The sequence below is a fragment of the Pseudomonas sp. KB_15 genome (genome assembly GCF_052114525.1).
GTDB lineage: Bacteria > Pseudomonadota > Gammaproteobacteria > Pseudomonadales > Pseudomonadaceae > Aquipseudomonas.
In genome coordinates this window covers 15,658-39,467 of record NZ_JBFREX010000032.1, presented here as the reverse complement: position 1 = coordinate 39,467, position 23,810 = coordinate 15,658, and the positions used below count along the sequence as shown (strand labels likewise).

At 60.6% G+C, this 23,810-nt stretch carries 18 protein-coding genes; 10 read left to right on the top strand and 8 right to left on the bottom strand.

From position 1 onward, the window contains the following. Nucleotides 1-124: 124 nt before the first annotated feature. The 4 genes from AB4Z35_RS21590 to mnmC all read right to left on the bottom strand — a co-directional run bounded on the left by AB4Z35_RS21590 (nucleotide 125) and on the right by mnmC (nucleotide 7,113). Entirely contained in the window at nucleotides 125-1,315 is a 1,191-nt protein-coding gene (locus tag AB4Z35_RS21590) for an osmoprotectant NAGGN system M42 family peptidase (RefSeq protein WP_442099301.1), read from the bottom strand. A gap of 125 nt (nucleotides 1,316-1,440) precedes the next feature. Beyond that, nucleotides 1,441-3,189: an N-acetylglutaminylglutamine synthetase gene (gene ngg / locus AB4Z35_RS21585; RefSeq protein WP_442099300.1), complete on the bottom strand. Its 1,749-nt coding sequence runs from the start codon at nucleotides 3,187-3,189 to the stop codon at nucleotides 1,441-1,443. 3 nt (nucleotides 3,190-3,192) lie between these two features. Further along, complete coding sequence (locus tag AB4Z35_RS21580; protein WP_442099298.1) at nucleotides 3,193-4,965, bottom strand: N-acetylglutaminylglutamine amidotransferase; 1,773 nt, start codon at nucleotides 4,963-4,965, stop codon at nucleotides 3,193-3,195. A gap of 168 nt (nucleotides 4,966-5,133) precedes the next feature. Next, nucleotides 5,134-7,113, bottom strand: coding sequence for a bifunctional tRNA (5-methylaminomethyl-2-thiouridine)(34)-methyltransferase MnmD/FAD-dependent 5-carboxymethylaminomethyl-2-thiouridine(34) oxidoreductase MnmC (mnmC, locus tag AB4Z35_RS21575; protein WP_442099297.1), 1,980 nt, complete (start codon nucleotides 7,111-7,113; stop codon nucleotides 5,134-5,136). A gap of 134 nt (nucleotides 7,114-7,247) precedes the next feature. Here mnmC and pap point away from each other — a divergent pair, with 134 nt between their 5' ends. The 3 genes from pap (at nucleotide 7,248) to AB4Z35_RS21560 (ending at nucleotide 11,265) form a co-directional block, all read left to right on the top strand. Continuing rightward, a complete protein-coding gene (pap, locus tag AB4Z35_RS21570; RefSeq protein WP_442099296.1) occupies nucleotides 7,248-8,771 on the top strand; it encodes a polyphosphate:AMP phosphotransferase in 1,524 nt (507 codons plus the stop codon). A 102-nt stretch (nucleotides 8,772-8,873) separates the two neighbouring features. Continuing rightward, nucleotides 8,874-10,058 (top strand): thiolase family protein, encoded by a 1,185-nt coding sequence (locus tag AB4Z35_RS21565; protein ID WP_007997274.1) that lies wholly within the window; start codon nucleotides 8,874-8,876, stop codon nucleotides 10,056-10,058. Between the two features lie 247 nt (nucleotides 10,059-10,305). Next, the gene (locus AB4Z35_RS21560; protein ID WP_442099294.1) at nucleotides 10,306-11,265 is read left to right on the top strand and encodes a DMT family transporter; all 960 of its coding nucleotides are present in this window, start codon (nucleotides 10,306-10,308) and stop codon (nucleotides 11,263-11,265) included. A 117-nt stretch (nucleotides 11,266-11,382) separates the two neighbouring features. Here the strand turns inward: AB4Z35_RS21560 and AB4Z35_RS21555 are convergent, their stop codons facing one another. After that, complete coding sequence (locus AB4Z35_RS21555) at nucleotides 11,383-12,777, bottom strand: class II fumarate hydratase (protein WP_007997270.1); 1,395 nt, start codon at nucleotides 12,775-12,777, stop codon at nucleotides 11,383-11,385. Between the two features lie 191 nt (nucleotides 12,778-12,968). On the opposite strand from AB4Z35_RS21555, the gene AB4Z35_RS21550 reads away from it, so the two are divergent. From AB4Z35_RS21550 to AB4Z35_RS21520, 7 genes are all read left to right on the top strand, one after another. Further along, nucleotides 12,969-13,493 carry a DUF2059 domain-containing protein gene (locus AB4Z35_RS21550; protein WP_007997268.1) on the top strand — a complete coding sequence of 175 codons (525 nt, stop codon included), beginning with the start codon at nucleotides 12,969-12,971 and terminating at the stop codon, nucleotides 13,491-13,493. Nucleotides 13,494-13,505: 12 nt separating this feature from the next. Next, a complete protein-coding gene (locus AB4Z35_RS21545; RefSeq protein ID WP_007973667.1) occupies nucleotides 13,506-13,805 on the top strand; it encodes a BolA family protein in 300 nt (99 codons plus the stop codon). Between the two features lie 102 nt (nucleotides 13,806-13,907). Further along, nucleotides 13,908-14,849, top strand: a complete 942-nt coding sequence (gene trhO, locus AB4Z35_RS21540; protein WP_442099293.1) for an oxygen-dependent tRNA uridine(34) hydroxylase TrhO — start codon at nucleotides 13,908-13,910, stop codon at nucleotides 14,847-14,849. A gap of 3 nt (nucleotides 14,850-14,852) precedes the next feature. Next, nucleotides 14,853-15,488: a DsbA family protein gene (locus tag AB4Z35_RS21535; RefSeq protein ID WP_442099292.1), complete on the top strand. Its 636-nt coding sequence runs from the start codon at nucleotides 14,853-14,855 to the stop codon at nucleotides 15,486-15,488. Continuing rightward, nucleotides 15,481-17,298 (top strand): ABC transporter ATP-binding protein, encoded by a 1,818-nt coding sequence (locus AB4Z35_RS21530; RefSeq protein ID WP_442099291.1) that lies wholly within the window; start codon nucleotides 15,481-15,483, stop codon nucleotides 17,296-17,298. Before AB4Z35_RS21535 ends, AB4Z35_RS21530 begins: the two co-directional genes overlap by 8 nt. Before the next feature lie 188 nt (nucleotides 17,299-17,486). Further along, nucleotides 17,487-19,946, top strand: coding sequence for an EAL domain-containing protein (locus AB4Z35_RS21525; RefSeq protein WP_442099290.1), 2,460 nt, complete (start codon nucleotides 17,487-17,489; stop codon nucleotides 19,944-19,946). Nucleotides 19,947-20,022: 76 nt separating this feature from the next. Continuing rightward, a complete protein-coding gene (locus AB4Z35_RS21520; RefSeq protein WP_442099289.1) occupies nucleotides 20,023-20,784 on the top strand; it encodes a TenA family transcriptional regulator in 762 nt (253 codons plus the stop codon). 135 nt (nucleotides 20,785-20,919) lie between these two features. Here the strand turns inward: AB4Z35_RS21520 and AB4Z35_RS21515 are convergent, their stop codons facing one another. The 3 genes from AB4Z35_RS21515 to mupP form a co-directional block, all read right to left on the bottom strand. Continuing rightward, complete coding sequence (locus AB4Z35_RS21515; RefSeq protein ID WP_442099288.1) at nucleotides 20,920-21,846, bottom strand: GGDEF domain-containing protein; 927 nt, start codon at nucleotides 21,844-21,846, stop codon at nucleotides 20,920-20,922. Nucleotides 21,847-22,222: 376 nt separating this feature from the next. Further along, complete coding sequence (locus AB4Z35_RS21510) at nucleotides 22,223-22,963, bottom strand: YciK family oxidoreductase (RefSeq protein ID WP_442099287.1); 741 nt, start codon at nucleotides 22,961-22,963, stop codon at nucleotides 22,223-22,225. Between the two features lie 174 nt (nucleotides 22,964-23,137). Further along, complete coding sequence (gene mupP / locus AB4Z35_RS21505; RefSeq protein WP_007999922.1) at nucleotides 23,138-23,809, bottom strand: N-acetylmuramic acid 6-phosphate phosphatase MupP; 672 nt, start codon at nucleotides 23,807-23,809, stop codon at nucleotides 23,138-23,140. Between the last annotated feature and the right edge of the window lies 1 nt (nucleotide 23,810).

The window sequence follows — 23,810 nt, the reverse complement described above, 5'->3', positions numbered from 1 at the left end:
TGGGGTTTGATGTTGGCTGCTCTGACGCCATCGCGAGCAGGCTCGCTCCCACAGTAGGTCGCATTCCCCTGTAGGAGCGAGCCTGCTCGCGATGGCAATCACCCGCTCAACAAAAATTCTGAGGTCAGTTCTCCGACCGCTGCCCCACCAGGCTGTCCACCGAAGGCACCCGCGTGTCGCTTTCCATCTGGGTGTCGTGCTCAAGTTGATGGCTGAAGCGGTCCAGTGACCCCTTGGCCGGTTGCGCATCGCTGGCAAACACCGGCGGACTGAGGATGTACGCACCGAGCAGGCGGCTCAGGGCGGCGAGGCTGTCGATGTGGGTGCGCTCGTAACCGTGGGTGGCGTCGCAGCCGAAGGCGAGCAGGGCGGTGCGAATGTCGTGGCCGGCGGTGACCGCCGAATGTGCGTCGCTGAAGTAGTAACGGAACAGGTCGCGGCGTGCCGGCAACTCGTTGTCGCTGGCCAGGCGCAGGAGGTGGCGCGACAGGTGATAGTCATACGGCCCACCGGAATCCTGCATCGCGATGCTCACGGTATGCTCGCTGGAGTGTTGGCCAGGCGCCACCGGTGCGATGTCGATGCCGACGAACTCACTGACGTCCCAGGGCAATGCCGCCGCCGCGCCACTACCGGTTTCCTCGGTGATGGTGAACAGCGGATGGCAGTCGATCATCAGGTATTCGCCACTGTCGACGATGGCTTTGAGCGCCGCCAGCAGTGCCGCCACTCCGGCTTTGTCGTCGAGGTGGCGGGCGCTGATGTGGCCGCTTTCGGTGAACTCGGGCAACGGATCGAAGGCGACGAAATCGCCGACGCTGATGCCCAACGACTCGCAGTCGGCGCGGGTGGCGCAATAGGCATCCAGACGCAATTCGATGTGATCCCAACTGATCGGCATCTCATCCACGGCGGTATTGAATGCGTGACCGGATGCCATCAGCGGCAAGACACTGCCGCGGATCACGCCATTGTCGGTAAACAGGCTGACCCGACTGCCTTCGGCAAAACGGCTGGACCAGCAGCCGACAGGCGCGAGGCTCAGGCGGCCGTTGTCCTTTACCGCGCGCACCGCCGCGCCGATGGTGTCCAGGTGGGCGGAAACGGCGCGGTCGGGGCTGTTTTTCTTGCCTTTGAGCGTGGCGCGGATGGTTCCGCGACGGGTCATTTCGAAGGGAATGCCGAGTTCTTCAAGGCGTTCGGCGACATAGCGCACGATGGTATCGGTGAACCCGGTGGGGCTGGGAATGGCGAGCATTTCCAGCAGGACTTTTTGCAGGTATCCGAGGTCCGGTTCGGGGATTTTGCTGGTCATGGAAACTCCTGATTGGTTATCGCCTGTACGGCCGCCTTCGCGAGCAGGCTCGCTCCTACAGGGGGAACGCGATCAAAGGTGGGAGCGAGCCTGCTCGCGATAGCATCAGTCCAGACAACACATGGTTAAGAGACCACCGGCTGACTGTGCGGAAACAGCAAATCCACAAACCGCTCCGCGGTGGGTTGCGGTTCATGATTGGCCAGCCCGGCCCGCTCGTTGGCTTCGATAAACACGTAGTCCGCCCGGTCAGCGGCGGACACCATCAGGTCAAGGCCGACCATGGGAATGTCCAGCGCCCGCGCTGCCCGCACGGCGGCGTCCACCAGCGTCGGATGCAGGATCGTCGTCACGTCCTCAAGAACACCTCCTGTATGAAGGTTCGCCGTACGCCGTACGAACAGATGCTCGYCGGCCGGCAGAATGCTGCTGTAGTCGTACCCGGCGGCACGCAAGGTGCGCAGGGTTTCCTGATCCTGCGGGATCTTGCTTTCGCCGCCCGTGGCCGCTTGTCGCCGTCGGCTCTGGGCTTCGATCAAGACGCCAATGGAATGCTGGCCGTCGCCGACCACTTCGGCCGGCCGGCGAATCGCGGCCGCGACCACTTCAAAACCGATCACCAGAATTCGCAGGTCGAGGCCTTCATGGAAGCTTTCCAGTAGCACGCGGCTGTCAAATTGGCGAGCGGTCTCGATGGCTTGCTGAACCTCGTCGATGGTCCGCAAATCGACCGCCACGCCTTGGCCCTGTTCACCGTCCAGTGGTTTGACCACCACGCGCAGGTGCTCATCGAGAAACGCCAGATTGTCATCGGCATTGCCAGCCAGTTGCTGAGCCGGCAGGTTCAGTCCGGCAGCCTTGAGCACTTTGTGGGTCAGGCTTTTGTCCTGGCACAGGCTCATGCTGATGGCGCTGGTCAGGTCGCTCAGGGATTCACGGCAGCGTACCCGGCGTCCGCCATGGCTGAGGGTGAACATCCCGGCGTCAGCGTCATCGACCTGAACATCGATGCCACGACGATGAGCTTCCTCGACAATGATCCGCGCGTATGGGTTGAACGCCGCTTCCGGGCCTGGCCCGAGAAACAGCGGCTGATTGATACCGTTCTTGCGCTTGATGGCGAAGGTCGAGAGGTTGCGAAAACCGAGCTTGGCGTAAAGGCTTTTCGCCTGGCGGTTGTCGTGCAGTACGGACAGGTCGAGGTACGCGAGACCGCGACTCATGAAGTGTTCGATCAAGTGCCGCACCAGCACCTCTCCGACACCAGGCCGCGCACAATGCGGGTCGACCGCCAGGCACCACAGGCTGCTGCCGTGTTCCGGATCGTTGAAGGCTTTTGCATGATTGAGGCCCATGACGCTGCCGATGACCGCGCCGCTGTCCTCGTCTTCGGCCAGCCAGTACACCGGGCCGCCCAGGTGGCGCGCAGTGAGCCGGGTGGCATCGATCGGCAGCATGCCGCGCGCCTGATACAGCTGGTTGATAGCCTGCCAGTCGGTATCGCTTTGCGCGCGTCGGATGCGAAAACCACGAAACACCCGGGTCGCTTGGCGGTAATCGCTGAACCACAGACGCAAGGTATCGGACGGGTCAAGGAACAGCTGGGTCGGCTCCAGACCCAGCACTTGCTGGGGTGCGGCGACGTACAGGGCAATGTCCCGTTCGCCGGGCTGCTCGTTGAGCAACTCCCCGGCGAGGCTCGCGGCATCGGCAAAGGTGTGGCCGATCAGCAAGCGGCCCCAGCCACAATGCACGGCGATCGGCGCCCCGCCGAGTTCACTGCCATCCTCGGCCAGACGTGCCTGCAAGCGTTCGTAGGAAGGCGACTGGCCGCGCAACAGGCGTTGGCTGAAAGCCGTGGCATGAGGTTTCATCGGTCAGATTCCTTGTTCGCTGAGCCACAGGTTGAGGGCCGCCAGTTGCCACAGCTTCGAACCGCGCAACGGCGTCAATTGTCCCTGTGGGTCGGTCAGCAGACGGTCGAGCATCGCAGGCTTGAACAGGCCGCGATCCTGGCTGGGATCGAGCAGTAACTCGCGCACCCAGTCCAGCGTATCGCCCTGCAAATGCTTGAGGCCCGGCACCGGGAAGTAACCTTTCTTGCGGTCGATCACTTCACTGGGAATCACTTGTCGTGCGGCTTCTTTCAAGACTTGCTTGCCGCCGTCCGGCAGTTTGAAACGCCCCGGAATCCGTGCCGACAGCTCCACCAGGCGGTAGTCGAGAAACGGCGTGCGCGCTTCCAGGCCCCAGGCCATGGTCATGTTGTCGACGCGTTTGACCGGGTCGTCCACCAGCATCACCGTGCTGTCCAGACGCAAGGCCTTGTCCACCGCCGCATCGGCACCGGGTTTTGCGAAATGGGCTTTGACGAAGTCACCGGCGGCGTCATTGGCGGTCAGCCATTTCGGTTGCACGGTGGCGGCGTAGTCGTCGTAGCTGCGGTCGAAAAATGCTTCGCGGTACGCGGCATACGGATCGCTCGCACCGTCCACTTGCGGATACCAGTGGTAGCCGGCAAACAGTTCGTCGGCACCCTGGCCGCTTTGCACTACCTTGCAGTGTTTGGCCACTTCCCGGGACAACAGGTAGAAGGCAATGCAGTCATGGCTGACCATCGGCTCGCTCATGGCCCTGAACGCGGCAGGCAGTTGTTCGATGATCTCTTTTTCATCGATGCGCAACTGGTGATGCTGTGTGCCGTAGTGTTGGGCAATCAGGTCGGAATACTGGAACTCGTCACCGCGCTCGCCACCGGCATCCTGAAACCCGATGGAGAAGGTCGACAGATTGTCCACGCCGACTTCCCGCAACAAGCCCACCAGCAAACTCGAGTCGACGCCACCGGACAGCAGCACACCGACATCCACTGCCGCACGTTGGCGGATGGCGACCGCTTCGCGGGTGCTGTCAAGCACACGGTCGCGCCAGTCTTCGAGGGTCAGATTCATCTCATCGGCGTGAGGGCCGTAGGGCAGGGTCCACCAGGTTTTCTGCTCGGTGCGGCCATCGGCTTCGATACGCATCCAGGTGGCGGGCGGCAGTTTTTCAATACCCGTCAGCAAGGTGCGCGGTGCCGGGACCACGGCGTGGAAATTCAGATAGTGATTGAGCGCCACGGGATCGAGGAGCGGATTGATATCGCCGCCCTTGAGCAAGGCCGGCAGTGCCGAAGCAAAGCGCAGGCGTTGACCGGTGCGCGACAGGTACAGCGGTTTCACGCCGAGACGGTCGCGGGCCATGAACAGACGTTGGGCATCGCGCTCCCAGATGGCAAAGGCAAACATGCCGTTGAGTTTCGGCAACAGCGCTTCGCCCCAGGCGTGATAGCCCTTGAGCAGCACTTCGGTGTCGCCATCGGAGTAGAAGGCGTAGCCCAGGCCTTCAAGCTCGGCGCGCAGTTCCGGAAAGTTGTAGATCGCCCCGTTGAAGGCCAGGGACAAGCCCAATTGCGGGTCGATCATCGGCTGCGCCGAGCCGTCCGACAGGTCCATGATTTTCAGGCGCCGGTGGCCCAGGGCAATCGGTCCCTGGCTATGAAAACCCCAGGCGTCGGGGCCGCGAGGGGCCAGGTGATGGGTGATTCGTTCAATGGCTGCAAGGTCTGCAGGTTGATGATCAAAACGTAACTCGCCAGCTAATCCGCACATAAATTCCTTACCGGTTTTTCCGTTGGGGAGGGGCATTCGATACCACGCCAAAACGGCAGGTACTCAGAAAGTGACCCTCCTCGGTAAGGGGAGTTTTAGATCGATGGGTTATATGCCGACAGACCACGGCCGAATCCCCCGTGAGGGCGACTTCGGCTGCTGTATCGACTACTTGCCCCGGATCAATCGCCGCAAGGCAAACCGGTTGGGATGACAGGCTTCTGCCACGCTTCTGGGCAGCGGCAGGGGTTCGTTGTCCAGCCAGGCTGCCAGCAGTTCCCCGGACAATGGCGCTGTGATCAGGCCGCGCGAGCCGTGACCGCTGTTGATGTACAAGCCGTCAAGCCAAGGGCATTCGACGTCCGGCACCTGCCGGGCGTCCTTGCCCAGCGCTGCATAAGCCTGAGTGAACGCCCGGGTGTCGGCCAAGGGGCCGACGATCGGCAAGTAGTCGGGGCTGGTGCAACGAAATGCAGCGCGACCCTGGAGGCTTTCGGGAGCAAGTTTATCGGCCCGTAAACGCTCGACCAGATCGTGGGAAATCTCTTCGAGCATGGCCAGGTTGCCCAGGTGTTCTGCCGTGGTCGGTGTCAGATCATCACTCTTGAAATCGAAACTGGCTCCCAGGGTGTGTTCGCCCAAACGGGCAGGGGCGACATAGCCTTCGGCACACACTACAGTGCTCAGGGCCTGGCTTTGCGGGGTTTGCGCCAGGCGCGTGATTTGCCCGCGAATGCGTTTGAGCGGTAACCCGGCGCTCTCGGGGAAACGCTGGATTTCAGCAGCACCGGCAAGCACCACCACCGGCGCGCTGGTGAGCAAGCGTTCGCCGTCCCAGGCCTGCCACTGGCCCTCAACCTTGCGCAGTTGCAGCGCATCGTGATGGGTGAGCAATTGAATCTGTGGATGTGCAGCCTGCCACTGGCACAGCGCCGGTGGGTGGACCCAGCCGCCTTCGGGATAGAACAGGCCGCCGTGTGCCAGCCCGATACCAGCCACGGCCTGTGCCTCGGGTTGATCCAGCAGGTGCAACAAGTCCGGCGCAAACGCTGCCGCCAATTGCAATTGGCGTTCGGCTTCCTTGGCGTTGAAGGCCAGTTGCAACACGCCGCAATCGTCCCAGTCGCGGCCCCGTTGCAAGTGTTCGAGCAGTCGTCGGGTGTAGCCGAATCCGCTGACGATCATTTGCGACAGCGCCGTGCCATGCGCCGATAACTTCAGGTACAGCACGCCCTGCGGGTTGCCCGAAGCTTCCCGGGCGATGTCGTCGTGGCGCTCCAGCATTGTCACTTGCCAGCCCCGCGCGGCGAGGCTGGCGGCGCTGGCACAACCGGCCAGGCCGGCGCCGATCACCAGTGCCTGACGCTCGCCGGTCAGCGGTGCCGGGCGGGCAAACCAGGGTTTATCCAGGGCCGGGGCAGGCGTTTCCCGGGGCCAGCCGAGGAACTCGCCGCGCAGGATTTCCCATTTGTGGCCGATGCCGGGGGTGCGTTTCATCTTGAAGCCGGCGGCGTTGAGCAGGCGCCGTACCCACCCGGTGCTGGTGAAGGTGCTGATGGAAGCACCGGGGGCGGCCAGGCGTGCGAGTTCGGCAAACAGTTCGGCGGTCCACATGTCAGGGTTTTTCGCCGGAGCGAAACCGTCGAGGAACCAGGCGTCGATCCGGGCATCGAGTTGAGGCAGTTGTTCCAATGCGTCGCCGATCAGCAACGTCAGGGTGACACGGCCGTTATCCAGCGTCAGGCGCTGAAAACCCTGATGGATCGCCACGTACTGCGCCAGCAATTGATCGGCAAACGCCTTGAGTTCCGGCCACAGCGCCAGGGCCCGTTGCAAGTCGGCCGGGCTAAAAGGGTACTTCTCGACGCTGACAAAATGCAGCCGTGCACTGGCCGCCGCGTGTTGCTCGAACACCTGCCAGGCACACAGAAAATTCAGCCCGGTGCCGAACCCCGTTTCACCGATGATCAGCCGCCCGTCCTCGGGCAAGGCGGCAAAGCGTTCCGCCAGACGGTTCTGTTCGATGAACACATAGCGGGTTTCATCCAGCCCCGACTTATCGGAGAAGTACACATCGTCGAACACTCGCGAGTACGGACGACCTTGGTCGTCCCAGTCGAGTTGGGCGTGGGGCAGTACAGGTTTCATGGCAGGCTCGGCAACGGCAAGGTCGCCATTCTAGCCGATCGACGGCATGGTCAAGCTCTTTGTGGCGTTAGGGAAAATCCGCTGACCTTCAGCTCAATCCGCTAGTCTTGCTCACATCTGGAAGGGAGCCGCTCATGTTTGAATCTGCCGAAATCGATCACGCCATCGACAAAGACACCTATGACGCCGAAGTACCGGCCCTGCGCGAAGCGTTGCTCGAAGCGCAATTCGAATTGCAGCAGCAACGCCGCTTTCCGGTGATCATTTTGATCAACGGCATCGAAGGTGCCGGCAAGGGCGAGACGATCAAGGTACTCAACGAGTGGATGGACCCGCGCCTGATCGAGGTCCGCACGTTCGACCAGCAAACCGACGAAGAGCTGGCACGGCCACCGGCCTGGCGTTACTGGAGGATGCTTCCGGCCAAGGGCCGCATGGGGATTTTCTTCGGCAACTGGTACAGCCAGATGCTGCAGGGACGGGTCCATGGCGAGTTCAAGGACCCACGGCTCGACCAGGCGATCAACGGGGCCGAGCGCCTGGAAAAAATGCTCTGCGACGAAGGTGCGCTGATCTTCAAGTTCTGGTTTCACCTCTCCAAAAAGCAAATGAAGGCACGCCTCAAGGCACTGGCCGACGACCCGCTGCACAGCTGGCGCATCAGCCCGCTGGACTGGCAGCAGTCGCAAACCTACGACCGCTTCGTGAAGTACGGTGAACGGGTCTTGCGCCGCACCAGTCGCGACTATGCACCCTGGCATGTAATCGCCGGGGCGGATGCACATTATCGGAACCTGGCCGTGGGGCGGATTCTGCTGGAGGGCCTGCGCGGCGCGTTACAGCGGCCGACGATCCATCCGGAAAAGGTCAGCGCCGCGCCCGTATTCCCCAGTGTCGATCAAGTGAACCTGCTCGACAGCCTGGACCTGACCCTGCACCTGGACAAAGAAGATTACGAAGAACAGTTGATCACCGAGCAGGCGCGGTTTTCCGGGTTGATGCGTGACAAACGCATGCGCCGGCACGCACTGGTGGCGGTATTCGAGGGCAATGACGCAGCCGGCAAGGGCGGGGCGATCCGCCGGGTCGCGGCGGCACTGGATCCACGTCAGTACAGCATCGTGCCGATTGCCGCGCCCACCGAAGAAGAACGGGCGCAACCGTATTTGTGGCGCTTCTGGCGTCATCTTCCAGCCCGGGGCAAGTTCACCGTGTTCGACCGCTCCTGGTATGGCCGGGTGTTGGTGGAGCGCATCGAAGGTTTTTGCAGCCCGGCGGACTGGCTGCGTGCCTACAGCGAGATCAACGATTTCGAGGAACAGGTTACTGACGCCTGCGTGATCGTGGTCAAGTTCTGGCTGTCCATCGACAAACAGACGCAACTGGAGCGCTTCCAGGAGCGCGAGCAGACTCCCTTCAAACGCTTCAAGATCACTGAGGATGACTGGCGCAACCGTGAAAAGTGGGATGACTATCGCGCGGCGGTAGGCGACATGGTCGACCGTACCAGCACCGAGATCGCGCCATGGACCCTGGTGGAGGCCAACGACAAGCGCTGGGCACGGGTCAAAGTCTTGCGCACTATCAACCGGGCACTCGAGGAGGCTTTCGAAAAATCCGACCGGCATGAGCGCAAGAAGCGTAAGGACAAGGATTGAAGCGATGGTTACGCATACGCGAGGTGAATGATTGTCGCGGTCGGTGAAGCGCTGGACTTATGCTCGGTCCACTCTCAACCGATAACAACAATGAGGTATGCCATGCGTGAAGTGGTGATCGTCGACAGCGTGCGGACCGGCCTGGCCAAATCCTTTCGCGGTAAATTCAACATGACCCGCCCGGACGACATGGCGGCACACTGTGTCGATGCGCTGTTGGCGCGCAGCGGTATTGATCCGGCGAGCGTCGAGGACTGCATCGTCGGTGCCGGTTCCAATGAAGGCGCCCAGGGTTTCAATATCGGGCGCAACGTCGCGGTGCTCTCGCGCCTGGGCACCGGCACGGCCGGCATGACCCTCAACCGCTTCTGTTCCTCGGGCTTGCAGGCGATCGCCATCGCCGCCAACCAGATCGCTTCGGGTTGCAGCGACATCATCGTCGCCGGCGGGGTCGAGTCCATCAGCCTGACCATGAAAAGTGTCAATACCGACAACCTGATCAACCCGCTGCTCAAGGAGCAGGTGCCGGGCATCTACTTCCCGATGGGCCAGACCGCTGAAATCGTCGCGCGTCGGTACAGCGTCAGCCGCGAAGAGCAGGACCTGTATGCGCTGCAAAGCCAGCAGCGCACCGCCGAGGCTCAGGCCGCCGGGCTGTTCAATGATGAAATCGTGCCGATGGCGGTGAAGTACCGCGTCGAAGACAAGGCCACAGGCCAAGCACAGATCCTCGACGGCATTGTCGACCGCGATGACTGCAACCGCCCGGACACCACCCTGGAAAGTCTGGCCGGATTGAAACCGGTATTCGCCGAAGATGGCTCGGTCACGGCGGGCAACTCGTCGCAGCTGTCTGACGGCGCGTCCATGACCCTGGTGATGAGCCTGGAAAAAGCGCTGGAACTGGGGCTCAAGCCGAAAGCGTTCTTCCGCGGTTTTACCGTGGCCGGTTGTGCGCCGGACGAGATGGGCATCGGCCCGGTGTTTTCGGTACCGAAACTGCTCAAGGCCAAAGGCTTGCGGATTGACGACATCGACCTGTGGGAACTCAACGAAGCGTTTGCCTCGCAGTGCCTGTACAGCCGCAACCGGCTGGAAATCGACAACGCCCGGTACAACGTCAACGGTGGCTCGATTTCCATCGGCCACCCGTTCGGCATGACCGGTTCGCGCCAGGTCGGGCATCTCGTTCGTGAATTGCAGCGACGCAATCTGCGTTACGGCATCGTCACCATGTGCGTGGGTGGCGGGATGGGGGCTACGGGGTTGTTTGAGGCGGTGCGCTAGGTCTCCGCACTTTGTGTTGACTGCCATATAGCTTTCGCGAGCAAGCCCGCTCCCACATTGAACGGTGTACGCGGTCAAATGTGGGAGCGGCGGTGCGGCGATCCGACTTGCTCGCGAATGCAGGCGCCGCGGTCTTTCACATTGCGACCCGCACAGTTTCAATCGCGGCCAGAAGGCAACTGTGCCTGTGTACGCCACAGCTCTGCGCCTAGAATGACGACTCCTGTCAGTTGGCGTTGGGGTTCACATGCACATTTCATCGGGTCGCTGGGTTTACGGTCTGTTCCTGGCCTTGCTGACCGCGTTGTTGTGGGGAATCCTGCCGATCAAGCTCAAGCAGGTGTTGCTGGTGATGGACCCGGTGACGGTGACCTGGTTTCGCCTGATGGTGTCCGGCGGTTGCCTGTTCATTTACCTGGCGGCCACCAGGCGTCTGCCCAGCCGTAAAGTGCTCGGTCCGCGCGGTGGCTGGCTGGTGCTGATGGCGGTGCTCGGCCTGGTCGGTAACTATGTGTTGTATTTGATGGGCCTGAACCTGCTCAGCCCCGGCACGGCGCAACTGGTGGTGCAGATGGGGCCGATCATGCTGCTGATCGCCAGCCTGTTTGTGTTCAAGGAGCGTTTCAGCCTGGGGCAGGGGATCGGGCTGCTGGTGCTGCTGGTCGGTTTTGCGCTGTTTTTCAACCAGCGCCTGAGTGAATTGCTCACCTCGCTGACCGACTACACCGCCGGCGTGCTGCTGGTGCTGCTGGCGTCCACGGTCTGGACCTTCTATGCCCTGGGGCAGAAGCAATTGCTGACAGTGTGGAATTCGCTGCAAGTGATGATGGTGATCTACCTGTTTTGCGCGCTGCTGTTGACGCCGTGGGTGCATCCGCTTGAAGTACTGCAATTGAACCCGTTGCAGGGTTGGTTGCTGCTGGCATGCTGCCTCAACACCCTGATTGCCTATGGCGCGTTTGCCGAGGCCCTGGCCCATTGGGAAGCCTCCCGGGTCAGCGCGACGCTGGCCATCACGCCGCTGGTGACCTTTGCCGCAGTTGCCATGGCTGCGTGGCTGTGGCCCGACTATGTGCATGCCGAGACGATCAATGGTTTGGGTTATGGCGGCGCGGTGCTGGTGGTGCTGGGGTCGGCGCTGGTGGCGTTGGGGCCTTCGTTGATTGCAGGATTGAAAGCACGAAAGGCCAAAATGGTCGTTGGCTGAAAATCTTCATCGCGCCCATCGCGAGCAGGCTCGCTCCTACATTGGATCTATGTCGCACATCAGATCCCTGTAGGAGCGAGCCTGCTCGCGATGGCGGACTACCTGCTATGCAAAGGCTCAGCCCTTGGCCCCAGCCTCCAGCATATTCTCCGGCCTTACCCAGGCATCGAACTCCTCATCGGTCAGATACCCCAACTGCAACGCCGCCTCGCGCAAGGTCAGTCCTTCGCTGTAGGCCTTCTTGGCGATCTCCGCCGATTTGTCATAGCCAATGTGCGGGTTGAGCGCCGTCACCAGCATCAGGCCTCGTTCCAGGTGTTCAGCCATTTTTTCCGCATCCGGCTCCAGGCCCGCCACGCAGTGCTGCTGGAAGTTGCTGCAACCATCGCCCAGCAAGCGGATCGATTGCAGCAGGTTATGGATGATCACCGGTTTGAACACGTTCAGCTGCAAGTGGCCCTGACTGGCCGCAAAGCCGATGGCGACGTCGTTGCCCAACACCTGGCAGGCCAGCATCGACAACGCTTCGCACTGGGTCGGGTTGACCTTGCCCGGCATGATCGAACTGCCTGGTTCATTGGCCGGCAGCTTGACTTCGGCGAAGCCGGCGCGCGGACCGGAACCCAGCAGGCGCAGATCATTGGCGATTTTCATCAGCGTCACGGCGAGGGTTTTCAGCGCACCGGACAGCGTGGTCAGCGGCTCATGGCCGGCCAGTGCGGCGAACTTGTTCGGCGCGGTGATAAACGGCAAACCGGAGAGGGCGGCCAATTCTGCGGCGATGGCCTCACCGAACCCGTGAGGTGAATTCAGCCCTGTGCCGACGGCCGTCCCGCCCTGGGCCAGCTCGCAGACCGCGGGAAATGCGCTGCGGATCGCCCGCTCGGCGTAATCGAGTTGCGCGATGAAGGCCGAGATTTCCTGGCCGAAGCTGATCGGTGTCGCATCCATCATGTGGGTTCGGCCGGTCTTGACCAGTTTCATATGGCGGGCGGACAGCTCGGCCAGGCCGCCGGACAGTTCGCTGATCGCCGGCAGCAGGTGCTGCTGCACCGCCTGGGCGGCCGCGATGTGCATGGCGGTGGGAAAACAGTCGTTGGAACTCTGGGAACGATTGACGTGATCGTTGGGGTGCACCGGGGACTTGCCGCCACGGGGGTTGCCGGCCAGCTCGTTGGCGCGACCGGCGATCACTTCGTTGACGTTCATGTTGCTCTGGGTGCCGCTGCCGGTTTGCCAGACCACCAGCGGAAACTGGTCGTCGTGGTCGCCGGCGAGCACTTCGTCGGCCGCCTGCTCGATCAAGCGGGCGATATCGGCGGGCACGTCGCCATTTCGATCATTGACCCGTGCCGCGGCTTTCTTGATCAGCGCCAGGGCATGCAACACGGCCAGCGGCATGCGTTCGTTGCCAATGGCGAAGTTGATCAGCGAGCGTTGCGTCTGAGCGCCCCAGTAGGCTTCATCCGGGACTTCAACCTGGCCGAGGCTGTCGGTTTCGATACGGCTCATCTTGCTCACTCCTGTAGGTCCGATTGCGCAGTTTAGGCCGAGATCGACGGCCGTGGTTCCATCAGTCTGTATTTGACCATTCAACCCCTCTAAATCAGGCGCGACAAGGCTTGGGGTTGAGCGACAGACTTTTTTAGGCGCAGAATGGACGCCCTTGGGGTCTTACCTCGCCAGCTAGAAAAGGAAACTCGATGACTCGTCTTCGTGCCATCTGTACCGCCGTTGCTTTGGTCTGCGCCAGCGGCCAGGTTCTTGCCGACACCGCCAGCCATAACGCCAGTGCCGAGGCTTTCCTGACCATGGCGCACGCTGACAAACTGGGCACCCCGGTGTACATGCAAGTACAGCAGATGTTCGCCCAACGTTTCGAACAGACCAAAGCCCCAGAGTCGAAAAAAGCCGTGCTGGAAACCTACCAGGCCAAGGCCAACGCCGCTCTGGACCAGGCCATTGGCTGGAACAAGCTGAAACCGGACATGGTCAAGCTCTACACCACCAACTTCACCGAATCCGAGCTCAAGGACCTGGTTGCGTTCTACCAGTCGCCACTGGGCAAGAAAGTCCTGGAAAAAATGCCCCAGCTGACCCAGCAATCGGCCCAGATGACCCAGGCCAAGCTGGAAAGCGCGGTGCCGGTGGTCAACAAGCTGCTGGCCGACATGACGGCCGAGCTGACGCCGAAAGACGCGGCTGCTCCAGCCAAGAAAAAGCCTTAAGCGGAGTCCGGTATGACCATGCAACAACGCATCGAATCGACGCTGGCCCTGCTCCAGCCCGAGCACCTGCAAGTGCTGGATGAGAGCCATATGCACAGCCGGGGATTGCAGACCCACTTCAAGGCGGTGGTGGTCAGCGCGCAGTTCGATGGCCTGAATCGGGTCAAGCGTCACCAAAAGGTCTACGGCACGCTCGGCGAGCTGATGGGCGAGTTTCATGCGTTGGCGCTGCATACCTACACGCCCGAGGAATGGGCACAGATCGACGCGGCCCCGGCCTCGCCGACCTGTGCCGGCGGCAGCAAGCACTAAACACCGGTTTTTTGCTAGAATCCGCAACGCGCCGCTCACCCGGCGCGTTTTTTTTCGCATCCGGTTCACCCCTTACGAGGGTAGCCACCTGGAGATTTACCCATGACACAACAGATTGTCGTGGCGGCACTGTATAAGTTCGTCACCCTGGAAGATTACGTCACCCTGCGCGAGCCCCTGCTGCAAGCGATGGTCGACAACGGCATCAAAGGCACGCTGCTGATCGCCGAAGAAGGCATCAACGGCACCGTGTCCGGCAGCCGCGAAGGCATCGACGGGCTGATGGCCTGGCTCAAGAACGACCCACGCATGGACGACATCGACCATAAAGAGTCGTACTGCGATGAGCAGCCGTTCTACCGCACCAAAGTCAAACTCAAGAAAGAAATCGTCACCCTCGGTGTGGAAGGCGTGGACCCGAACAAAAAGGTCGGCACCTACGTCGATCCACAGGACTGGAACGCGCTGATCAGCGACCCGCAAGTGCTGTTGATCGACACCCGTAACGATTACGAAGTCTCGATTGGCACCTTCGAAGGCGCCATTGACCCGAAAACCACTAGTTTTCGCGAATTTCCAGACTATATCAAAGCCAACTTCGACCCGGCCGTGCACAAGAAGGTCGCGATGTTCTGCACCGGCGGCATTCGCTGCGAGAAGGCGTCGAGCTACATGCTCAGCGAAGGTTTCGATGAGGTCTATCACCTCAAGGGCGGCATCCTGAAGTACCTTGAAGAGGTGCCGCAGGAAGAAACCAAGTGGCAGGGCGACTGCTTCGTGTTCGACAACCGCGTGACCGTGCGCCACGACCTGAGCGAAGGCGACTACGATCAATGTCATGCCTGCCGCACACCGGTCAGCATCGAAGACCGCGCGTCCGAGCATTACGTGGCCGGCATCAGTTGCCCGCATTGCTGGGATAAGCTGAGCGAGAAGACCCGTCGCAGCGCCATCGACCGGCAGAAGCAGATCGAACTGGCCAAGGCTCGTAACCAGCCTCACCCGATCGGCTACAACTACAAGCAAGCATCCACCGAGGCCTGAATCATGTCTGCGCGCCTGCTCTATGTGATGGACCCGATGTGTTCCTGGTGCTGGGGGTTTGCCCCGGTGGCCAACGCACTGGTCGAGCAGGCGCAAGCCGCAGGCGTGGATGTGCACTTGATTGTGGGCGGCTTGCGCACCGGTAGCGGTGCGGCACTTGAACCGACCACCCGGCGTTACATCTTCGAGCATTGGCAGGCGGTCACCGAGGCCACTGGCCAGCCGTTCAAGCTCGAAGGCGCGTTGCCCGAAGGCTTTGTCTACGACACCGAACCTGCCTGTCGGGCATTGGTGACGGCGCGCAGCCTGGCACCGGATTGCGCGTGGATACTGCTCGGGCTGATTCAGCACGCGTTTTATGCCGAAGGTCGCGATGTCACACAGGCCAGTGTGCTGGTGGAGTTGGCGGAACAAGCCGGATTGCCACGTATCGAGTTCGCCGGCGCTTTCGACCGGGCCGATATGCACGCAGCTACCGCCGCCGATTTCACCTGGGTCCAGGACCTGGGCATCGCCGGTTTTCCTACCCTGCTGGCTGAGCGTAACGGTCAATTGGCCTTGCTGACCAACGGCTACCAGCCTCTGAGTGTGCTGTCCCCGCTGCTCGGCCGCTGGCTGGAGCGTGCTGCCTGTGCATGACCTGTCCGATGATGTCGCTACCGCTAAACGTGTTGACCGCCTGAGCTGGGCGGAAATCCGTCGCCTGGCCCTGCATCACAAGAAATCCCTGTGGATCGCCAATGGCGTGGCCGTGCTGGCGACCTTGTGCAGCGTGCCGATTCCGTTGCTCCTGCCATTGCTGGTGGACGAGGTGTTGCTGGGGCACGGTGATGCCGCGCTGAAGGTCATGAACCACGCGCTGCCCGAAGGCTGGCAAAAAGCTGCGGGCTATATCGGACTGATGCTGCTGGTGACCTTGACCCTGAGGTGTACGGCGTTGCTGTTCAACGTGGTGCAGGCGAAGTTGTTCGCCGGGTTGGCCAAGGACATCGTCTACCGCATTCGCATACGCCTGATCGAACGGCTCAAGCGCATCTCGCTGGGTGAATATGAAAGCCTGGGCAGCGGCACGGTGACCACGCATCTGGTCACCGATCTGGACACACTGGACAAATTCGTCGGCGAAACACTCAGCCGTTTCCTCGTGGCCATGCTGACCCTGGTCGGCACTGCCGGCATTCTGATGTGGATGCACTGGAAACTGGCCTTGCTGATCCTGCTGTTCAACCCGCTGGTGATCTACGCCACGGTGCAGTTGGGCAAACGGGTCAAGCACCTGAAGAAACTCGAGAACGACAGCACTTCGCGCTTTACCCAGGCGCTGACCGAAACCCTGGATGCCATCCAGGAAGTTCGCGCCGGCAACCGCCAGGGGTTTTTCCTCGGTCGCCTGGGGCAACGCGCCCGGGACGTGCGTGACTACGCGGTGAATTCACAATGGAAAACCGATGCGTCGAACCGGGCCAGCGGTTTGCTGTTCCAGTTCGGCATCGATATTTTCCGGGCCGCGGCGATGCTCACCGTGCTGTTTTCCGACCTTTCAATCGGCCAGATGCTCGCGGTATTCAGCTACCTGTGGTTCATGATCGGTCCGGTGGAGCAACTGCTGAACCTGCAGTATGCCTACTACGCTGCCGGCGGTGCGCTGTCGCGGATCAACGAACTGCTGTCCCGCGCCGATGAGCCCGAATACCCGGGCGGAGTCGATCCGTTCAACGGTCGCGAGACGGTCGGGCTGGAAGTGCAAGGGTTGAGCTTCGGTTACGGTGACGAACTGGTCTTGAACCAGATGAACCTGTCCATCGCCCCCGGCGAAAAGGTCGCGATCGTCGGTGCCAGTGGCGGCGGCAAGAGCACGCTGGTGCAACTGCTGCTGGGCTTGTATACGCCGTTGGCCGGCACCATTCGCTTCGGCGGTTCGAGCCAGCAAGAGATCGGTCTGGAAACCGTGCGGGAAAATGTCGCCGTGGTCCTGCAACATCCGGCGCTGTTCAACGACACCATCCGGGCCAACCTGACCATGGGCCGCGAACGTAGTGACGAGGCCTGCTGGCAGGCACTGGAAATCGCCCAATTGCACGGCACGGTCCGGGACTTGCCCAATGGCCTGGACAGCATCGTCGGGCGCTCAGGCGTGCGTTTGTCCGGCGGGCAGCGTCAACGCCTGGCCATCGCCCGGATGGTACTGGCCGAGCCCAAGGTGGTGATCCTCGACGAAGCCACCTCGGCGCTGGACGCCGCCACCGAATACAACCTGCACCAAGCCCTGGCGCGGTTTCTGAGCAACCGTACCACGTTGATCATTGCCCACCGTCTTTCGGCGGTAAAACAGGCCGATCGTGTGCTTGTGTTCGACGGCGGGCAAGTTGCCGAGGACGGCGACCATCAGCAACTGATTGCCGACGGTGGCCTGTATGCCAAGCTTTATGGTCATTTGCAGCGGTTGTAGCGAGCTGACATCAAGGTTGCAGGACGCTACTTCAATACTATAAAAAAACATCGTCGCGACCAGATTTAGCGGCCGCGATACTCCCTCCGGGCAAAGCTTGTCGCTTGCCGGGATCGGAATCGCAACCTAGTCTAGCTACAGCGATTTCGTCCGGAAGACGAGCAAGCAGTGCTAATGCAAGGGACCTCATGAATCAAACGCGGACTCTCGGAACGCCACGGCTGTTGGGCATCGTCTGGCCATTTATTGCCGTTGTGGTGTTTCAAGCCTTGTTGGGCGGCGTTAGCCTTTACGTGCTGTCGGCGGTTCGCGGCTATGTTGCCGGCGAAAGCCTGTGGTCCAAGGGCCAGAAAGACGCCATCTATTACCTCAACCTCTACGCCGACAGCGGCGACGAAGCGATTTTTCATAAATACCAGAACGCCATTTCCGTGCCTCAGGGCGGGCATGAGTTGCGTGTGGCGCTGGATCATCAACCGCCGAATATCGAGGCGGCACGTGTGGCGATCCTCAAGGGCGGCAACCATCCGGATGACATCACCAGTGTGATCTGGCTGTACCTGAATTTCCGGCACTTCAGTTACCACCAGAAAGCCATCGACCTTTGGAGGGTGGGCGACGCGTATCTGGTGCAACTCGATGCCATTGCGCGGGAGATGCATCAGCGCATCACCACCAGGCAGGCCACCGATGCCGATATCAAGCACTGGAAGGATCAGATATTCGTCATCAACGAAAGTGTGACACCGGCGGCGAAGGCCTTCAGCGATGCCTTGGGCGAAGGCTCGCGGATGATCCTGCGACTGTTGCTGGTGACCAACCTCGCCACCGCGCTGGGCTTGATTGCATTGGCCTTGATGCGCACCCATAAACTGCTCAAGCAGCGCCATGCCTTCGCCGATGCGCTGCAGTTGGAGAAAGAACGGGCGCAGATCACCCTGCAATCGATTGGCGACGGCGTGATCACCACGGATGTTTCCGGTGCGATTGCCTACATGAATCCGGCGGCCGAGGCGTTGACCCACTGGAAGGCCGAGCAGGCGACGGGGTTGCCGCTGGCGGCGCTGTTCAACCTGCTGGACGAAGATGCCCAGACCGATGGTCTCACCCTGATCGAGCATATTCTCAGCGGCCAACTCAGTGGCGGCAGTGAGCACTCCAAGCTGATTCAACGCCTGGACGGCAGCACGGTGTCAGTCACGCTGGTGGGCGCGCCAATCCGCAATGCCGGTAAAGTCAGCGGGACGGTGCTGGTGCTGCACGACATGACCCAGGAGCGGCAATACATTGCCAATCTGTCGTGGCAGGCGACCCACGACGCCTTGACCGGCCTTGCCAACCGCCGCGAATTCGAATATCGCCTGGAACAGGCGCTGCACAACCTGACCCGCTACTCGGGTCGCCATGCACTGATGTTCCTCGATCTGGATCAGTTCAAACTGGTCAACGACACCTGCGGCCACGCAGCGGGCGATGAGCTGTTGCGGCATATCTGTGCGCTGTTGCAATCCGGGCTGCGCGAAGGCGATACCCTGGCGCGACTTGGTGGCGACGAGTTCGGCATCCTGCTGGAAAACTGCGCACCGGAAGCGGCGGAGAAAATTGCCGAGAGCCTGCGTCAGACCGTGCAGAACCTGCATTTTGTCTGGAAGGGCCGGCCTTTCGTGACCACTGTCAGTATCGGGCTGGTCCACGTTGCGCAGAATCCGACGACGCTCGAAACCTCGCTGCGTGCTGCCGACATGGCGTGCTACATGGCCAAGGAAAAAGGCCGGAACCGGGTCCAGGTCTATCATCCGGATGACTCGGAATTGTCCCTGCGCTTTGGCGAAATGGCCTGGGTGCAGCGTTTGCACATGGCGCTGGAGGAGGACCGCTTCTGCCTGTACTCCCAGGAAATTACCCCCTTGGGCCATGTCGATCAGGGTGGCGGGCACATTGAAATTCTGCTGCGATTGCATGATGAAGCCGGGCGGATGATCTTGCCCGATAGCTTCATTCCGGCTGCCGAGCGTTATGGTCTGATGAGTTCTCTGGACCGCTGGGTTGTGCAGAACGTGTTCAAGATCATTGCCCAATGCCGGGCCGAGCAAGGCCACGGGCCGCTGGCCATGTGTGCGATCAATCTGTCAGGCGCGACGATCGGGGATGAAGCGTTCCTGGACTTTTTGCGCGAACAGTTTGTGACGTATTCGATTCCGCCTGAAATGATTTGTTTTGAAATTACTGAAACCAGTGCTATTTCAAATCTTGGCAGCGCCATTCGATTCATTAATGAACTCAAAGGCTTAGGATGCTATTTTTCACTGGATGACTTTTGTGCCGGAATGTCCTCATTCGCGTACCTGAAACATTTGCCTGTAGACTTCCTGAAGATCGACGGGAGTTTTGTAAAGGATATGCTGGACGACCCGATTAACCGCGCCATGGTCGAAGTGATCAATCACATCGGCCATGTGATGGGTAAGCGCACGATTGCCGAGTTTGTCGAAACGCCCCAGATCGAGCAGGCATTGCTGGAAATCGGGGTGGATTATGCTCAAGGGTATGTGATTGAACGCCCGCATCTGTTTACCAGCGATAGTCTGCTAAGTCGTCCTGCCAGGCTCCAGCCGCTGTTGCTCAAGGCGCCTGGCACGTTCCGTTGAAACTCCTGTCGGTCTTACAATCACAATCAAAAGGAGCTCGACAGTGATCGACACATTCAACCGAACCGGACCGCTCATGGAAGCTGCAAGTTACCCTGCCTGGGCCCAGCGCCTGATCCAGGATTGCAGCGAGAGCAAGCGCCGGGTTGTCGAACACGAACTGTACCAACGCATGCGAGACAACAAGCTCAGTGCGAAGACCATGCGCCAATACCTGATCGGTGGCTGGCCGGTGGTCGAACAGTTCGCGTTGTATATGGCACAAAACCTGACCAAGACCCGTTTTGCCCGTCATCCCGGCGAAGACATGGCCCGTCGCTGGCTGATGCGCAATATCCGTGTCGAATTGAATCACGCCGACTACTGGGTGCACTGGAGCCGCGCGCACGGTGTCAGCCTGGAAGACCTGCAGGCACAGCAGGTAGCACCGGAGCTTCACGCCTTGAGCCATTGGTGCTGGCACACCAGTTCAGCCGACTCGCTGATCGTCGGGATTGCCGCCACCAACTACGCCATCGAAGGGGCGACCGGGGAATGGTCGGCGGTAGTGTGCTCCAACGGTATCTATGCCGCCTCGTTCCCCGAGGAAGATCGCAAGCGGGCGATGAAGTGGCTGAAGATGCATGCCCAGTACGACGATGCTCATCCATGGGAAGCCCTGGAAATCATCTGCACATTGGCGGGCACCAACCCGAGCAAAACCCTGCAGGTGGAGTTGCGTCAGGCTGTTTGCAAGAGCTACGACTATATGTACCTGTTTCTCGAACGTTGCATGCAATTGGAGCACGCAGAGAGAGCGCCGGTCGTTCGTGAGCGGTTGGCACTGGCCGAAGGCTGATTCAATGTCTGCTTGAAACAACTGTGGGAGCGGGCTTGCTCGCGAAAGCGGAGTGTCATTCAGCTCAGATGTCAGCTGATACGCCGCCTTCGCGAGCAARCCCGCTCCCACATTGGTTTGTGTTGTGGCTGAATATCAGCCCGCCATCTCCAGCCGGTTACGACCTTCGCGCTTGGCCACATACAACGCGCTGTCTGCCCGTCGCAACAGGCTTTCGGCAGACTCGCCGGGTAACAGGGTCGAACAGCCGAGGCTGACCGTCAGCACGATCGTATGACCATCGGCCTGATACTCTTCAGACTGCGCTGCAAACCGCAACCGCTCACCGACCATGGCCGCCGCCTCGCGGCTGGTGTTCGACAGCAGGATCAGGAATTCTTCACCGCCATAGCGGAACACCATGTCCACGTTGCGCAGCTGGTTTTTGATCAAGGCAGCGACCGCCTTGAGTACGACATCGCCAGTGCTGTGACCATGAGTGTCATTGAMTTGCTTGAAATGATCGATGTCCAGCATCAGCACTGACAGCGGTTGCAGATGGCGTCGGGACAGCTCGATTTCCCTTTGCAGCGTCTGGTCCATGGCGATGCGGTTACCGGCACCCGTCAGAGGGTCGCGCAGTGCGCTTTGGGTGGCGGTACGGTAAAGCAGCGCGTTGCGCATCGGGAAAAGCAGCGCGGCCAGCAGGGATTCGAGATTGCCTTGTTCCTGTTCGCTGAAACGCTGATTGCGACGGAAAACCAGCTCACCCAGGTGTTCGCCTTCGTGGCTGAGGCTGTAACTGATGGAGTGGTGGCCGCGTTGGCCGAACTCCAGGCGCAGGTCAGTGCTCTTGTGCTGGTAGCACAAGGCGTCCAGCGGCACCAATCGCTGAATCTCGCGATAGAAGGTCCCAAGAATGCGTTGCGGCTCAAGACTGGTTTGCAATTGCAGGCCCAGTCGCTGGCGCAATTGCGCAAGACTGACGGGCCTTTCCAGAAGGGCCGGCTGCTGACCAAAGCCCAGGCGCTGCAATTTGGCGCTATCGAAGTCAATTGCGTTGGTCTGGGAAGGTGGTTTCATAAGGCGTGCGCCCCTAAGCAGTAAGGCTGTCTTACAAGCAGGGTGAGAGCGGCTTAGGGCTGCGCGTCGTACTGGTCCGTCAGTCCCGTAGGACATTTCGTACAAGTTTAATCTGCTTTGTGGAAGATGAGTAACTTCTGCACTCACGCTTCACCCCGTCTGCTTTCACGTTGCGTGTCTGAGCAAACTTAGAGCGAAAGTCGTGCCATTCGGTTCAGCTGAATAAAAACTTTGCTAAATCAATTGGTTGGGATTTTTTTGCTACACATGTAGCGTTGGGTGTGACATTTGTTTGGCAGGTGCCTGGCTCGAATTCGATAGCCTTCAAGTGCCGCGACGGGAAGCCGGCGCGGCACCAGAAAGCGACGTACGGTCGTTACTGAGCGTTGAACGCCTGACCATTGATACCGGTGCTGTCCGGGCCCATCAGGTAAAGGTAGACCGGCATTATCTCCTCGGGCGTCGGGTTGTTCAGTGGATTTTCACCCGGGTAAGCCTGGGCGCGCATGCTGGTGCGGGTGGCGCCCGGGTTGATGCTGTTGGAGCGTACCKGGGCCACGGTATCGACTTCGTCAGCCAGGGTTTGCATCAGGCCTTCAGTGGCGAACTTGGAGACGCCGTAAGCGCCCCAATATGCACGCCCCTTGCGGCCGACGCTGCTGGAAGTGAACACCACCGAAGCATCCTGCGACAGCTTGAGCAGCGGCAGCAGCGTGCTGGTGAGCATGAACATGGCGTTGACGTTGACTTGCATGACCCGCATGAAGTTTTCGCCAGAAAGTTGCTCGATCGGCGTGCGTGGGCCGATGATCGAAGCATTGTGCAGCAGGCCGTCGAGATGCCCGAATTCGCTCTCGATCATTGCGGCCAGCTCATCGTACTGATGGGGCAGGGCGGTTTCGAGGTTGAACGGGATGACCGCCGGTTGTGGATGGCCGGCAGCTTCGATTTCGTCGTAAACCTGGGTCAGATTGGCTTCGGTCTTGCCCAGCAATAGTACGGTTGCGCCGTGGGCCGCGTAGGTTTTTGCCGCGGCGGCACCAATGCCGCGACCTGCGCCGGTGACCAGAATGACCCGATCCTTGAGCAGTTCGGGGCGGGCGGAATAATCAAACATAAAAACCTCACAAACAGAAGACAGATCGCAGCGCGGCCATTCGCGGGCAAGCCCGCTCCCACAAAGACTGAGGGTGTTCACACATTTTGTATCCACCAGGGGAACCTGTGGGAGCGGGCTTGCCCGCGAAGGCGTCAGACATCACGCCACTTCCCTGGAGCCTGAAACCGGATCTCAGCAGCTACACAAAGCGCTATCGAGCACTTTGCGCAACTCCAGCGGATGATCGACCACCACATCCGCACCCCAATGGCGCGGGTTGTCGTCCGGGTGGATATAGCCGAAGGTCACCGCAGCAGTCTTGGTGCCGGCATCGCGGCCCGACTCGATGTCGCGCAAGTCGTCGCCTACGAACAGCACGCTGGCCGGGTCCAGGTCGAGCATCTTGCAGGCCAGGATCAATGGCTCCGGATCCGGTTTGCTGTTCTTCACGTGATCCGGGCAGATCAGCAGCGCCGAACGTTCGGCCAGTCCCAGCTGTTGCATGATCGGTTCGGCGAAACGCAATGGCTTGTTGGTGACCACACCCCAGATCAGGTTGGCTTTTTCGATGTCGGCGAGCAGCTCGGCCATGCCGTCGAACAGCTTGCTGTGAACGGCACAACCCACGAGGTAGCGCTCCAGGAATTCCAGGCGCAACTCTTCGAAACCCGGCGATTCCGGGTCCATGGCGAAGGTCACTGCGACCATTGCCCTGGCGCCACCGGAAATCTCGTCGCGAATGTGCTTGTCGTTCATCGGTGGCAAGCCGCGGTCGGCACGCATCGCCTGACAGATCGCAATGAAGTCCGGCGCGGTGTCGAGCAGGGTGCCGTCCATGTCGAAAAGAACTGCTCTGATTGGCATC

Excerpts from the sequence above, each read along its gene's own strand:
- AB4Z35_RS21555 (WP_007997270.1), bottom strand. The coding sequence starts at position 12,777 with ATGAGCCGTATCGAAACCGACAGCCTCGGCCAGGTTGAAGTCCCGGAT.
- AB4Z35_RS21560 (WP_442099294.1), top strand. The coding sequence starts at position 10,306 with ATGCACATTTCATCGGGTCGCTGGGTTTACGGTCTGTTCCTGGCCTTG.
- AB4Z35_RS21550 (WP_007997268.1), top strand. The coding sequence starts at position 12,969 with ATGACTCGTCTTCGTGCCATCTGTACCGCCGTTGCTTTGGTCTGCGCC.
- AB4Z35_RS21580 (WP_442099298.1), bottom strand. The coding sequence starts at position 4,965 with ATGTGCGGATTAGCTGGCGAGTTACGTTTTGATCATCAACCTGCAGAC.
- trhO (WP_442099293.1), top strand. The coding sequence starts at position 13,908 with ATGACACAACAGATTGTCGTGGCGGCACTGTATAAGTTCGTCACCCTG.
- AB4Z35_RS21520 (WP_442099289.1), top strand. The coding sequence starts at position 20,023 with ATGGAAGCTGCAAGTTACCCTGCCTGGGCCCAGCGCCTGATCCAGGAT.
- AB4Z35_RS21525 (WP_442099290.1), top strand. The coding sequence starts at position 17,487 with ATGAATCAAACGCGGACTCTCGGAACGCCACGGCTGTTGGGCATCGTC.
- mupP (WP_007999922.1), bottom strand. The coding sequence starts at position 23,809 with ATGCCAATCAGAGCAGTTCTTTTCGACATGGACGGCACCCTGCTCGAC.
- pap (WP_442099296.1), top strand. The coding sequence starts at position 7,248 with ATGTTTGAATCTGCCGAAATCGATCACGCCATCGACAAAGACACCTAT.
- mnmC (WP_442099297.1), bottom strand. The coding sequence starts at position 7,113 with ATGAAACCTGTACTGCCCCACGCCCAACTCGACTGGGACGACCAAGGT.
- AB4Z35_RS21545 (WP_007973667.1), top strand. The coding sequence starts at position 13,506 with ATGACCATGCAACAACGCATCGAATCGACGCTGGCCCTGCTCCAGCCC.
- AB4Z35_RS21565 (WP_007997274.1), top strand. The coding sequence starts at position 8,874 with ATGCGTGAAGTGGTGATCGTCGACAGCGTGCGGACCGGCCTGGCCAAA.
- AB4Z35_RS21590 (WP_442099301.1), bottom strand. The coding sequence starts at position 1,315 with ATGACCAGCAAAATCCCCGAACCGGACCTCGGATACCTGCAAAAAGTC.
- AB4Z35_RS21535 (WP_442099292.1), top strand. The coding sequence starts at position 14,853 with ATGTCTGCGCGCCTGCTCTATGTGATGGACCCGATGTGTTCCTGGTGC.